We start from the raw sequence: 14,606 nt of genomic DNA, 5'->3' as shown, positions 1-14,606 counted from the left end.
CTATTTTATTCCGATTTGCAAATAATTTCCGGGCTTATCCGGGTCAGCTAAAAACCAACCCGGATTACCTGCCTTGTCCCGACCTAGCCTGGCTCCCGGAACCGGTGGTTGATTCAGCTCGTCTACCTCCGGTGGCATAGCCTTAAAGAAACCAGCTTCAATCATTTGTTTTAAACTTTCACGGAAAAGCGCGATCACTTGGTCAATTTCTTCATCTGTAATTGCCTCGGTGATAAAGCAGGGAAAGCCGTCCCATATATGAATTCCTTTTTCCCGCATCAGCGTGAACAATAGTTCACTGTAGGCAATTTCCTGATGAAATTTGATTTTCCAAAGCGAACCGAACTGAGCCACAAAGAGCGGCAGTTGCTGACGCCTGAACTCGGTATTGAGGCTGTCGGTGAGTCGCTCAGCCTTTGCCGTCAGGCTACGCTGCAACTGCGGACCTTGCTGTTTCAGGTAGTTTAATGAAGCCCGGGCGGCGGCTAGCGCTAGAGGGTGACGCACGAAAGTTCCGGCGAAATAAGTGACGCCAACCTCCGGGAACGACCTGTCGCCGTACTGCCATGATCCCCCGTCAAGGGCATCCATAAAACGTTTCTTTCCGGCAATGACCCCAATAGGCAACCCACCGCCAGCTACTTTTCCATACGTGCCCAGATCGGCCTGAATGCCAAACAGCCCTTGGGCTCCCGCCGGGTGCATCCGGAAACCGGTGATAATTTCGTCAAAAATCAGTACGGTACCGGCTTCTTCGGTTACAGTACGCAGTTCTTTCAAAAATTCAACGGGCCGAAATTCCGGGCGGCGACTCTGCACGGGTTCTACCAGAACTGCGGCGATCTCCTGCGCCCGTTCGCGGATGATATCCATGCTTTCCTGGGTACCATAATCCAGAATAAGCATATTTTGCACCGCCTGCGGCATGATTCCCGGCGCCGCCGGGAACGACTTCAATTTCTTGGTTCCCCGAACAATCACTTCATCGATGATACCGTGGTACGATCCCGTAAAGGCCACAATCAACGATCTACCCGTTACCGTTCTGGCTATGCGCATGGCGCCCAATACCGCTTCGGACCCCGTGCTACACAGAGCGGCCCGGTCGGAGTTGGTCAACTCGCAGACTAATTTGCAAACCTCACCTGCTAGTTCGTGTTGGGGCCCGACTTCAAAGCCATCATCCACCTGTCGATGCAGTGCTTCTTTTATGTGATCGGGTTGATAGCCAAACATATTCGAGCCAAACCCATTGAGCATGTCGATGTACTCGTTCCCATCGATGTCCCACAACCGACTGCCCTTTGAGCGATTGACCACAATGGGATACACCAATTCTTTCGTCAGCGGTTTAAAACCTGATACCACGCGAGGATCTGCCATGTGGGGGCGGTTTTGCTGCGTGTATAATTTGCTTCCCGCCGTCTTTTGCGTGTATCGTTCGGTCAAACGATTGAGGAAATCCTGTTGCGGAGCCGTGAGTTCGGTCTCCTGCCGTTCGATTCGCGCGGCCGCGCCAAAGGGCTTTTTAATGTCGGCCGCTTCTTCGGCCGTAAGGTCGGTTGCCTTAACGGCTGATGCTTCTCCAGTTGGTTGCCCGTTCGACTGTTGCTTTCCATTGATATGACCATTATTACTCTGACCGGCCGTAGTTGGGGCAGGTACAGACAGCGGCAGGGAATTATTACCACCCTGTAATAACGTAATCTGCTGTGATAGTATCTGCAATTGTTGCGCAATCAGTCCAATTGCTGTATTGGAGTCTCTTTGGTTAGTAGTATAATTGACGGGAACATTCGATACTATTGCCGGAGTCGGGGCGGCTTGAGCAGATGGCGCGGGTTGATATGCTCCGGCGGGCAAATTCTGATCCAAATAAGCCACCAGCAGATCGGGCGATGCGTATTCTTCATTCAGTTGCCGGAATGTCAATGGCAGACCGAATTCTTTTTTTAGCACTATTGCAATCTGCGTCAATAGCAACGAATCCAGTCCCAGTTCAATAAAAGTCTGGTCAGGCCTAGCTTCCGCCATCTCAAAGCCCGAAGCGTCTTCTACGATGGCTTTGACTTTTTCTAGTAAATTGTCTTTTCTCATTACTTTCGTGTGTGATTGTTTTTCAATTAGTGTTACCTCAGGTTCGGGAGCGCCCGGCAACGGACTAGCGGTTACTGGTAGTACCGGATCGACCCAGCACCGTTTTTTATCGAATACATAGGTGGGAAGTACTTGCCTGGACCTCTTCTGACCAGCGTAGAATTGGCGCCAGTCAGGCTCGATACCGTTGAGCCAGAGTTGCCCGAGTGTCTCGAGTAGCATCCGGTACTCGGACGAATCTGCTTTAGGTAGTTGCAGGCTGTTCAAAGCCGTCACTTTACGCGAACCGGCTTGCTGCCGCGCCATGGTAGTCAGTGATCGACCGGGGCCTACTTCCAGAAAGACCGATTGTGTAGGTTCAAGCAGCGTTTCGAGCGCGTCGGCAAAGCGTACTTCCTGCCGCAGATGATTTGCCCAATACACCGGGTCTGTTGCTTCGGCATCCGTCAGGTACTTACCGGTTACCGTCGAAACTACCACACGTTGCGGTCGCTGCAAAGAAATACTTTTTACCAGTGTAGTGAACCGGGGAACGATAGGGTCCATCATGGACGAATGAAAGGCATGGCTCGTGGGCAGCAACCGATTGGGGATTTGCTGCAAGTTCAGTTGCTGGGCAAAAGAGGCTACCTCATCATCTGGGCCCGCTACGACGCATAATTGCGTCGTGTTAATAGCCGCAATAGACAGGGTTTCGGGTAATATAGCCTGCAACGAATTTGCTTCCATCCGAACCGAAAGCATACTACCCCGAGGCAGTTCACTTACCATTCTACCCCGACCCGCGATCAATTTCAATGCGTCAGGTAATGAGAAAACACCGGCCAGATGAGCCGCGACAAATTCGCCGATACTGTGTCCGCACAAAACGGTAGGTTCAATCCCCCAGCTCATCCACAACCGCGCCAGCGCGTACTCTGTCACAAACAAAGCCGGTTGGGTGTAGCGCGTATCCGTCAAGCGGGCTTCTGCCACTGCATCGGGCGTGGCGGGGTATATTACTTCTCGCAGATCAACTTCAAATTCATTTTTCAGCAATTCGGCACATTCGTCAACCGCCTGTCGGTACACCGCTTCATTTCCGTAAAGCTCCCGGCCCATATTAAGGTACTGCGCGCCCTGTCCTGGAAAGAGAAAGGCCAGTGCACCCGGATGTTGTGTCAGAGTATTGGCCGTTGGATTAGCCAAGGTAGTTAAGGCTTCAGGTACTTCAGATGCCACTACAAACTGCCTATGATGGAAACCGGGACGAGTAGTTTGCAGCGTGTAGGCTATATCAGCTAGAGGTTGGTCGGGATGTTGCCGGAGATGATCAGCCAGTCGTGCGGCGTAAGCCCTCGCACTCTCTGCCGACTTTGCCGACCATGTCAGCAAATGAAGAGGGCGGCTATCGCCGGACTGCTCCAGTTTATTTTCCGCTTCCTCAAGTACCACATGGACGTTAGTACCCCCCACGCCAAAGGAACTCACCCCGGCCCGGCGTATTTCGTCTGACGCCCAGTCAGTCAGTTTGGTTGGAACAAAAAATGGGCTATTTGCAAAATCGATGTTTGGATTGGGTCGCTCAAAGCTCAGCGAAGGCGGAATTTGCTTATAATATAAAGCTAGCGTTGCCTTAATAAAACCCGCCACGCCAGCTGCCTGGGTCAGGTGGCCCATATTACTTTTGATGGAGCCGATAGGGCAATACTGATTGCGCGGTTGGGGGCCAAAGGCCATCATCAAACCTTCCAGTTCAATGGGGTCGCCAAGAGGCGTGGCCGTTCCGTGCGCTTCAAGGTACCCAATCGTACCCGGGTCTACCTGGGCTTCGTCGAGCGCCATCCGAATAGCCGCGGCCTGGCCTTCGGTACTTGGGGCCGTAAAACTACCTTTGCCGCCTCCGTCGTTGTTGACACCTACCCCCTTGATCACGGCGTAGATCCGGTCACCATCCCGTTGGGCGGCTTCCAGATTTTTTAGTAAAACTACCCCCGACCCGTCACTGAAAACAGTCCCGGTACCCTCGGCATCGAAGGATCGGGTGTGGCCAGTGCGGCTAAACATGGCGCCTTCCTGATACAAATGGCCGCTGTTGACGGGGGCCGTTACACTAGCGCCTCCGGCCAGCGCCAGGTCACATTGGCCTTTGCGAATACTTTCGACGGCCTGCGAAATAGCCAGCAGCGAGGTGGAACAGGCTGAATACACGCTCACCGCCGGTCCTTTCAAATCCAGTTGATAAGCCGTCCGCGATGCTATATAATCCTTTTCGTTGACGGTCATGGCCTGAAAGGAACCGATCTGGTCGACAACGGCCTGGTTCGGCAGGACGTTGTTGAGGTAGTAGGTATTGTTGCCACATCCGGCATACACCCCAATCCGACCGGGGTAGAACTTGGGTAGGTAGCCCGTTTGCTCCAGTGCTTCCCAGGCGATTTCGAGGAAAACCCGCTGCTGCGGGTCCATCACTTCGGCGAGTTTCGGCGTCAGCCCGAAAAAAGCCGCATCGAACTCCTGAATACCCTTGATTATGCCGCGTGCTTTTACGTATAAGGCATCACGTTTGGTCGCGTCTGGAATAGAAGCATCCAATTCATCAGCACCAAAGAATTGGATTGTCTCCTGCCCGGTTTTCAGAACCTCCCAAAGTTCATCGATGCTGTTGGCACCGGGAAAGCGGCCAGCCATGCCGATTACGGCTACGTCAGCAGATTTAGTGGGCGGTATTAGATTGGGTTCAGCAGATTGAGGGACTACTGCCTTTTGTTCCAGGGAAACAATAATCCCCGCAATGGTAGGATGCTGGTAAAGCTTGGTGACCAGCAACGTGCGACCAAGCTGCTGCTTCAAGGCGGCAATTGTTTTTTGGGCCAGAAGCGAATTGCCCCCTAATTCAAAGAAATTATCGTCCAACCCAACCCGTTCTATGCCCAGTATGGCACCCCATAAGGCAGCTATTTGCTTTTCAAGTTCCGAAACCGGCTCCCGGTACAAAACCCCAAGGGCGGGACGTTGGCTACCAGGTTTGGGTAGTTGTTTTTTATCGACTTTGCCACTTACCGTTCGGGGGAAGTCTTCCAGCCGGACAAAGTGCGAGGGTACCATAAAATCGGGTAGTTGTTTTTCTATCCCCTTTCGCAATTTTTCCAGGTCATACGCATCGGTTGTGACCACATATGCAACGAGTTGCTTCTGCCCGGGTATATCTTCGCGGGCTACTACCACCGCTTGCCGGACACCGGACTGCGTGGTCAGAGCCACTTCAACTTCCCCGAGTTCAACTCTATTTCCCCTTATTTTTACCTGATTATCTTTCCTCCCATGAAACTCGATGGAGCCGTCGGGCATATAGCGAGCCAGATCCCCGGTTCGGTATAAAGTTGCCTGCCCTTTTTGCGGATGACTCCAGGGTACGAACATTTCGGCAGTCAGCTCAGGCCGGTTGAGGTACCCATCCGCCAGACAAACGCCACTGATTCCAATTTCACCCACTTCACCAGCGGGTACTACCTGGCGGGCTTCGTCGAGAATCAAAACGTCAGCACCGGTAATTGGCTGGCCGATACTTGGTACTTGTGGCCAGTGCTGCGCATCGCCTTTCAGTTTCAATGTCGTCACCCAGATACTAGCCTCGGTTGGACCATACACGTTCATGAGGGTACATTCGGGGCGAGCGGCAAAGAACCGGGCAATCTGTGGCGTTATTTTAAGGAGCTCGCCACCCGTAATTATTTCCTGTAGGTAGTCCTCAACATCCGGCTCTTCATCAGCCGCTTCGGCCAGATATTGCAGCACTACATAAGGCAGAAAAACCCTGTGAATACGGTTTTGGCGAATATAATTCAGTAACCGTCCGGCATCTAACCGGATGTTGTCGTCAATCAGGTGAATGGTACCGCCCGAAATGAGGGGTAGGAATATCTCCTGAAAAGAAGCATCGAAGCTCAGATGGCAAAACTGAAGCGTCTGGAGCCCCGGTCCGGCAACAGAGTGACTCTGCTGCCATTTGAGCAGATTAACCAGTCCGGCGTGGCCCAGGCATACGCCTTTCGGTTTCCCAGTCGAGCCGGATGTGTAGAGAATACAAGCGGTGGAGTTACGTCGAAGTACCGGAAGAGGCTCAAAAGCGTAGTCCAAATCAGCCCTGAGCACTGTCAGCCCTAAATTTGTAAAGCAAGCTTCATCAGTGGCGTTAGTCAAGCACCCCTTTACATTGGAATCAGCAATAATTTGCTCTAACCTCAGGGTTGGATAAGTCGGATCAAGGGGTAGGTACGCCTTTCCGGCTTTGAGAATAGCCAAGACGCTCACCACCATGCTTATACCTCGCGTGGTACTTACACCAATAATATCCGCTTGGGGAAATTGGTGCAGAATGGCCTGAGCAAGATCGTCTGAACGTTGATTGAGTGCCCTAAACGTTAACGTTTCTTCTTTGTAAACAATGGCAGTCTGGTCGGCATATAAAGTTACCGCATCCTCTACCAATTCATGAATTAGCAAAGGATGAACTTCCATAGCATGAGAAAAGTGTGTGCATAATGATGGCGCGATCAAAGCCTACATTGTCTGAAAACAAATACAATGATAACAAATTACATCGGAATCGACATTGCAGGAGAGCATAAATTTATTATGTAAAAATTCTAAAAAGCAAGTTACACTAATTCAAATGGCCTCCACTAAGCAAACTAAATGTCCATGCCTCGTTTTATTAGCGTCTCGGCTAACTATGATAATCAGACAAAAAATCAATTTTGTCATTTGTCTTTTCGCCTGATTATCAACCTACAACAACTTTTTCGCTCAGATTCTTGCCTATGCTGTCTCTTAAAAACAAGAAGTACTGATCCTAATCAGTCGCTTCCGATACCTTATTTGATTTGGTAATCATCTAAACTGTCACCACGTCTATTCCTTCACGGTAGAAAACTTGGCAACATCACCTTTTCTTTTTTTTCATATCTTTGGCTGAACGGATCACTACCCATGAACTAACTAAAATGGCTGATATAAGAAGTCATCAGCTTTTGTTGCGGTTCGACTTAAGTCCGAGAGTAGTAAGAGGCCATAAGCCTGGTTAGGTTGCTGGGCATCTTTCTGGTGTTGCACAATCACTTCAAGTCGGCGGGGATTGTGGTTCAAATTGAGTTCAATGTACCCTTGGCTCTCATTAGCAGCCTGATGACAGTGAGGGTGACTAGCTAGGGGGGTTGGAAAAATATTTCAAGAACAAGTACCAAGGTCAGTTCAGTACCAACGACGAGCTGGCTTCCTAACCCAAGTAGACGATGATTAAACATCTACTTCGCACACTAAAAAGAAAGTTTCGAGGGTATTGGCTTGCTTTTGCCCGCTTGCAGTACCGAATGAGAGGTGTTGCGTTTCTGGACGCCATCCAAACCGAGTCATTTCTCGATGGTCATCGGATCAGCAGTCACCCTGCCGACACGTTTACCTTACCCGAAACAGTGGACCTAGGCCAGCCGACCAAACGGTACTACCCGGCCGAACAGACTGCTAACCAAACTGTTTCAGTCTGGCTTCATGAAGCTTCAGCCGGAGTAGCGAAACAGTATCCCTATGGCAGCATCCAAATTGGCAGGAAACTCTTGTGTCTGGATGTGAATACGGATGATTTTCACCGCAACCTTTTTCCCCCGATCAAAAGAACGGCCTTGTTTGCGCCAACGCTGATGGCACCGTGGAGCCATTATCTAGACGGAGCCATATGGGGTGGCTATTACGATTTTGTCTTTTTGGTTGCCGCCAAACTATGCCGATTCAAAGAGGCCCTACCCGAATCCGAGTTTAAAGCAGCATTCGTTTCCTACCCCTTGTTTGGCACTAGTTACGAGCGTGATTTTCTGGACTTATTGGGCGTTTCTACAGGCCAGGTGGTAGATAGTCGCACCACGAACGTAACCTTTGAACGGTGCGTACTGGCTAATACGGGTCACTGGTTTTATCCTAACAAAGCAGATATATTTGCCCTCCGCAAGTACGTATTGGCCCAGGTTCCACCGATTGATGAGCCGCGTAAGAGGATTTATATCAGCCGGTCGGGGCGTCGACGCATTCTTAACGAATCAGCGGTAACTGCACTTCTGCAGAACTACGGGTTTGAGATTATCGAAGACATTCCCCGTTCTGTCACCGAACAGGTACGAATTTATCAAAATGCCGAGTTCATCATCGGCCCGCATGGAGCATCCTTCAGTAACATCGTATGGTGTCAACCGGGTACCCAGCTATTTGAGATCTTCGCCCCCACGTATACACCTGGTTTCTTCCGATATCTGGCCCACACACTGGGTCTTGGTTACTCGGCTTATTATCACGGTCCGGCTGGCACAGGAGATTGGTCACTAGGGCTGGAAGATGACATTGAAGTATCGATAGCGGAGTTAGAGCTCTGCATGAAGAATTGGTTGCCTGTTGCTACGCCTTAGTTATACTCTGACCGTCGGGGAAGCCGGTTAGAGGCGTTGTCGTACATCAGGTCCTTCTTGTCTGGATTGCGCTTCTAACCACTCTCCTGATCAAAAAGCACAGCCCTGGTAAGGAATAGATCCGTATTATACTTTTCCCCGACTATCCGGGTACTGCCAGCATTAGCCTGAAAATTTTTGACCAGCTGCCGAAATGCAGTGGTCCCCAAATACTAATAGCTGCCCTGCGGCTGCCAGCATTCATTATAGACCTGCGTCCGCTGATTGGTTACGATAAAGTATTTTTTAAGTCGCCAGCCTCCCCGTCCCTCATCTAATTGCCAGGAACATTCCCTTCTCTCCCGCAAACCAACCATTTGGATATTGGGGACATATCCTTATGGCCAAAAGTGCAATCCGATAAAAAGCTCCACATATGAGGTTATCGCCAAAAATGGAAATGGTTACGGTACCCTTGCCCTACTCGGTATCCCACGTCTAATTGTCGATGAAAGGATCTTAAGGGCTCGAAATTCATCTTGATTTACCAACTCAAGGGTTACTTTCGGACCATGGGCGGGTCAGTAACGCTGGCTAGTCTTGTATCCTTCTTGATTACACTGCTGAACCCCAGAATTTAATTACAGCATCAGTTGTGCTAGTCCATTGATTGCAAAAAAGGGAGCGGGAAAAGTTGCCTGCCATGCTTAAAAATACATGTTTGATTTAATGGCTGCAGCTTGTAAGGACTCGTACCCGCATTTTGCGGGTATCTTTTTATTTCAATTTCTTCCGAAAATAATCAAAATAGAGTAAGGGGATTTTTTTTAGAAGTTGTCTTCTAAGTAGGAATATTGAATAGTCCTGATAATTAGGTTAATATAAACTATGCCAGTACCCCTACCCGCAGAATCTTCACACGAAAGGCACGCGATGGAGCAGCCACGCCCTCCTCTGAAGGCCGTGTCAGTCGAGCCCGAAGAGAATAAGGATGCCACTCATGATTCGGAGTTGTTTATCCGGAAGGCATTTGAAATAAATCCCCGGCAGGGATGTGAATTACTCTTTCGCCGATATCATCAGGTTTTATGCAGCTACGCTGTGCGCTTTGTGTATTCGCGCGAAATCGCCGAGGACCTGGTGAGTGACGTATTCTGCCGGCTATGGAAAACCAAGGCTTACGAAAGCATCAAATCATCCTATCGCTTTTACCTTTTCCGCTGTGTTCGAAATCAGGCCTATAACTACCTTCGACTGGAATTCCGTAAAACGGAAGGGATGGAAGCAGCTGCGCATCAGGAGTCGTCGCGAAGCCACCGGCCCGACCACATCACCCAGTTTGAAGAAGTGTTTGCGCGGGTAGAAGTACTTATCGAATCAATGCCGCCACAGTGTCGTAAAGTCTTTCTGATGAACCGATTCGAAGGGAAAAAGTACCAGGAAATTGCCGATGAAACGGGTACTTCCATCAAGACGATAGAAGTGCATATCGGTAAAGCATTAGCCATTCTCCGCAAAGGGCTCAAAGACTACTGGGTCTGGAGCCTAGTCTCTCTCTTCGTATTTTAGATAGTTTTCCTTGAAAAGGTACCTTTCTCCATCAGGCAATAAGGGGTTTTTACAGCGCTTGTGTCTTAGTATATAAACAGCCTTGATCTTTCGCATGAAAACAGATATATCCAAAACCTTGCTATTCTACCACTTTGCCCGCAAAACCTCACCCCTGCAAAGGAAGCGGATCGAGGAGTGGCTTCGAGTGGAAAGCAACGAGGAGCAGTACTATGCCTGGCTGGAAGAGTGGGAACTCCAGCACATGCAGTACGAAGCCTCCACCGATTCGGCTCTGAAAAATTACGTGCAATTTCTGGATACCAACCCGCTGCCCCTGCTTACGCCCGAGGAAACTTCTTTTGGGGAAAGTAGCCCAAAAATAACTCGAAAAAGGGGATTGCAGTGGCTGGTAGCAGCCTCACTCCTACTGGGCCTGGGCGGATGGATATTTCGGGATTCCATCCAATACCAAACCTACCAGACTGCTTACGGCGAAATCCAGCGCTTCCAGCTGACCGACGGCAGCACCGTCAAGCTCAATACCAACTCATCGCTAAGGGTACCCCGCTGGGGATTTGGCGATAAAACCCGGGAGGTATTCCTGACGGGCGAAGCCAACTTTTCCGTAACTCACACGCCTTCCAACCAGCGGTTTATTGTCAGAACACCCAAGGGAATCGACGTAGTAGTACTGGGGACTGAATTTACCATGTACGCCCGGCAACATAACTCCAAAGTGGTGCTCAGCAAAGGCAAGGTACAGGTCCGCTACCAGCAGGAAAACACACGGAAAGAAGTTACCATGAAACCCGGCGACCTGGTAACCTTCGACCGGCAAAATAATGTACAGCTCCGGACCACCCGGCAAGCATCCAGCTATTCGGCCTGGGAAGAACAGCGCTTCGTATTTGAAGAAACCACACTCGAAGAAGTAGCTTACCTTCTGCAGGAAAACTACGGACTCCAGGTAGAAATTCAGGGCCAGGCCCTCGCCGAGCGTGTACTGATGGGTTCCTTTCGAGCCAGAAACCTCGATGAACTTTTACTTACGATTTCTGAATTACTGGACATCAGCGTAATAAGGCAAGGGAATCGTGTTCAAATGGCGGATAAATAATTTTATTTCTAAACCCTTTTTTATTATGTCTCTACCACTACCCAAAGCCCCGCTGGTGGGGTTTATGCTCTTACTTTTGCTTTTTGGAAAGCAACCGGGCTACGCCCAAACTGTAGCCATGGCCCGTCAACTCCCGCAGGAACAACCCGGTACCCAAAAACCGGCAGCGCTGCAACTGAAAGATGTACTTAACCAGCTCAAAAACCAGTTTCAGGTTGATATTCTGTTTGAACGCAAAACAGTAGAAGGGCTGACGGTACCTCCATCCACCGTCAGCAAACATCTGAACCTGGAAAGCAATCTGGATAGGGTACTGCGTCCCTTTGGACTACGCTACAAAAAAGTAAACAGTAGCTCGTACATGGTACTAGCCGAGAAAAAGGCGAAAAAAACGGCCAAGGCCGACCTTTCTCCCGAAAGTAGTACCTCTTCCGACCCGGAACCGAATCCGCTAAAGAACCTTGAGCAAACGGAAATCGCGGAGGTATCGACTCCCGGCTCTGCCACCAACCGGACCGCAGCAGACCGCACCCTGCGCGGTAAAGTTACCGACGAAACCGGGGCGGGTCTTCCCGGCGTGAGTGTGGTTGTGAAAGGTACCCAACGCGGCACTACCACCGACACCGACGGAGATTTTCAACTCTCCGTGCCGGAGGAAGCGGCGGTTCTGGTCTTCTCTTTTGTGGGGTACCTGTCGCAGGAAGTGGAAGTACTAAATCAAACTACCCTGAATGTGACCATGAATGTCGATACCAAATCACTTGATGAAGTAGTGGTGGTAGGCTATGGAACAGCCAAGAAAAAAGATCTGACCGGGGCAGTTGCGAGTGTCAACATCGAGGACACGAGACTTCAGCCCAATACAAACGCCACCCAAATATTACGGGGGACGACCGCAGGGGTGCAGGTAACTGACAACGGAAGGCCCGGGCAAAACGGAAGTATCAGAATCAGGGGTATCAATTCGATATCAGGAAGTAATGCCCCACTGATCGTTTTGGATGGGATTATCTACGCAGGAGGTAGCCTTGCCGACATTAACCCCAATGACATCGAATCTATCGATATACTGAAAGATGCCAGTTCGACCGCTATATATGGGTCCCTGGCGGCCAATGGCGTGATCGAAATCACGACCAAAAAAGGAAAATCGGGTAAGCCGAAGTTTGGCCTGAACACCTACATGGGTTTTTCGGACTACGCTTTTTTGCCCGACTTTCTGACTCCGGAAGAGTACCTGGCGGCGCGGAAAGACGCCGAAATTGCGGATGGTGGCTCCGTCCCGTTTTGGCCGAGCGAACTGGCCAATATCGCGGCCAATCGTACCATCGATCCTTTTGAGGAAATCAGGCAGAGCGCCCCGATGTCCAATTACGAACTCAGTGTTTCAGGCAAAACCGACCGCGTCAATTACTTTTTCTCCGGTGCTTACACGGCAGCGAAATCACCAGTGCGCGGCGATAACTTTGGTCGCCTATCGAGCAGGCTGAACCTCGGCGTGCAAGCTACCGACTGGCTGAAACTAGGTATCAACAGCGGTTTCTCTTCCAGGGATGATTCAGGTGTGCGGGTCGATCTGGGAGCTGTAACGCAACTGAGTCCCTTCGCTCAGTTGTATCTGGAAGACGGGGTATCGCCAAAACCACTACCCATGGATATCGGAGGGGTACCCAGCCCGATCATGTCCAATATTCTGAACACACGACACTCCATCACGAATGTGCTATTCACCAATATATTTGCCGACATAGTAATCTGGAAAGGGCTCTCCTACAAGATTAACGGCGGATACACCCGGACGGATTCGAAGCTTTTCCAGTATGTGCCGGCCTACAAACCCGTCAACCGACTGGGTTCCGGCTCGAAAAGGCATGGGGAAAGTCAGAATTTCACGCTGGAAAATATCGTCAAGTACCAGCAGAATTTCGGACAGGATCACCATCTCGACCTGACCTTGCTCTACGGTCTGTATGAATTCAAAAACCAGTTTTCAGAGCTTTCCAGTCAGAATATTTTCAATGATGCACTGGGATACAATGCGCTGGAGATTGGAGACAACTTTAATATCGATGCAGGTGCGGTTGAAAACAAGCAAATCTCAAGCATGGCGAGGCTGGGATATAATTTAAAAGGCAAGTATTTTGTGACCCTAAGTATACGCAGGGATGGATTTTCGGCCTTCGGAGCCGGAAACAAGTTCGGTGTGTTTCCCGCTGCAGCACTGAGCTGGAATATGAGTGACGAAGATTTCTTTAAGGGGATACCAGCCATCAATTTCATGAAACTCAGGGCTTCCTGGGGGCGGAATGGCAACCGGGGGGTAGCTGAATATTCTTCTCTGAGCCAGGTGAACCAGAGCAATTACGTTTTTGGCGACGGAAGTCCAACCTCGGTAGGGCTAAGTACCAGCACCCTGGCCAACCCGAACCTGGGCTGGGAGACTACCGAGAGCTTTAACATTGGTACCGATATAGAGGCATTTTCGAGCCGAATCGGAGCCTCTATCAATTTCTATCAGAGCAATACGTTTGATCTGCTGCTGCAACAGATCATTCCCAATACCAATGGTTTCGAAAGGTTCCTGCGCAACATAGGACAAACAAAAAACTATGGTCTTGAGGTGGACCTGAAAACGGTAAATATCCGTAAAAGGGGCTTCGAATGGAATTCCCGCGTGGCATTTTCATTCAACCGCAACAAAATTGTGAAGCTCACCGGCAGGGATCTGGACAATGACGGAATAGAAGATGACGATATCGCCAGCGGGTGGTTTATCGGGCAACCGCTGGGCTCAAATTTCGATTATGTTTTCGATGGGATATTTCAGGAAGGGGATGACCTTAGCCTGATACCGGGAGCACAACCTGGTGATATTAAATTCAAGGATATAAGCGGCCCCGATGGGATTCCTGACGGAAAAATAAGCCCCGACGACCGGGCCGTGGTCAACAACGATCAGGCAAACTTCAATATGGGAATTACCAATATACTCAGCTTCAAGGGATTCAGCTTAACGGTTGCCTTGAATATGAGACAGGGAGGGTATAGCTCCGTTTCGATGCTGAATCCTGGCAGCAACTTCTATGATCAGATGAATTTTTTAGATGTGCCTTATTGGACTGCTGCGAACCCGATCAATGACTATCCCCGGATTAATTACCGAAATCCGCTGGGTTACGGATTCTATCAGAGTAGAAGTTTTGTGCGGCTTCAGGATGTTTCGTTTGCTTACAGCATCCCCGAGACTATCACGAAAAGAGCAAGATTAGGTAGCGTACAGATTTATGTGAGTGGTAAAAATCTGGCGACGTTGACAAATTGGAAGGGCTGGGATCCTGAGTTTGGCGCGGGAGGACGGTCGCCGGGGGGAAATGGCCCCTTGCTGAAAACGTATGTTGCCGGTATCAATATCTCATTCTAATGCTTCA

General features: G+C 50.0%; 5 protein-coding genes. 4 read left to right on the top strand and 1 reads right to left on the bottom strand.

Annotated elements, in window-relative coordinates; genetic code table 11:
* A complete protein-coding gene (locus GBK04_RS22070; protein ID WP_152763453.1) occupies positions 1–6,597 on the bottom strand; it encodes a polyketide synthase in 6,597 nt (2,198 codons plus the stop codon).
* A gap of 851 nt (positions 6,598–7,448) precedes the next feature.
* Here GBK04_RS22070 and GBK04_RS22065 point away from each other — a divergent pair.
* From GBK04_RS22065 to GBK04_RS22050, 4 genes are all read left to right on the top strand, one after another.
* On the top strand, positions 7,449–8,531 hold the full coding sequence (locus GBK04_RS22065; RefSeq protein WP_373331210.1) for a glycosyltransferase family 61 protein: 1,083 nt from the start codon (positions 7,449–7,451) through the stop codon (positions 8,529–8,531).
* An 867-nt stretch (positions 8,532–9,398) separates the two neighbouring features.
* Entirely contained in the window at positions 9,399–10,079 is a 681-nt protein-coding gene (locus tag GBK04_RS22060; RefSeq protein WP_373331209.1) for an RNA polymerase sigma-70 factor, read from the top strand.
* Between the two features lie 94 nt (positions 10,080–10,173).
* Positions 10,174–11,178 carry a FecR family protein gene (locus GBK04_RS22055; protein WP_152763450.1) on the top strand — a complete coding sequence of 335 codons (1,005 nt, stop codon included), beginning with the start codon at positions 10,174–10,176 and terminating at the stop codon, positions 11,176–11,178.
* Positions 11,179–11,203: 25 nt separating this feature from the next.
* Positions 11,204–14,599, top strand: a complete 3,396-nt coding sequence (locus GBK04_RS22050) for a SusC/RagA family TonB-linked outer membrane protein (protein ID WP_373331208.1) — start codon at positions 11,204–11,206, stop codon at positions 14,597–14,599.
* Positions 14,600–14,606 lie beyond the last annotated feature (7 nt).

It is taken from the genome of Salmonirosea aquatica, from assembly GCF_009296315.1.
GTDB lineage: Bacteria > Bacteroidota > Bacteroidia > Cytophagales > Spirosomataceae > Salmonirosea > Salmonirosea aquatica.
This window is presented reverse-complemented; position numbering and strand designations above follow the sequence as displayed.

Excerpts from the sequence above, each read along its gene's own strand:
- GBK04_RS22050 (WP_373331208.1), top strand. The coding sequence starts at position 11,204 with ATGTCTCTACCACTACCCAAAGCCCCGCTGGTGGGGTTTATGCTCTTA.
- GBK04_RS22055 (WP_152763450.1), top strand. The coding sequence starts at position 10,174 with ATGAAAACAGATATATCCAAAACCTTGCTATTCTACCACTTTGCCCGC.
- GBK04_RS22060 (WP_373331209.1), top strand. The coding sequence starts at position 9,399 with ATGCCAGTACCCCTACCCGCAGAATCTTCACACGAAAGGCACGCGATG.
- GBK04_RS22065 (WP_373331210.1), top strand. The coding sequence starts at position 7,449 with ATGAGAGGTGTTGCGTTTCTGGACGCCATCCAAACCGAGTCATTTCTC.
- GBK04_RS22070 (WP_152763453.1), bottom strand. The coding sequence starts at position 6,597 with ATGGAAGTTCATCCTTTGCTAATTCATGAATTGGTAGAGGATGCGGTA.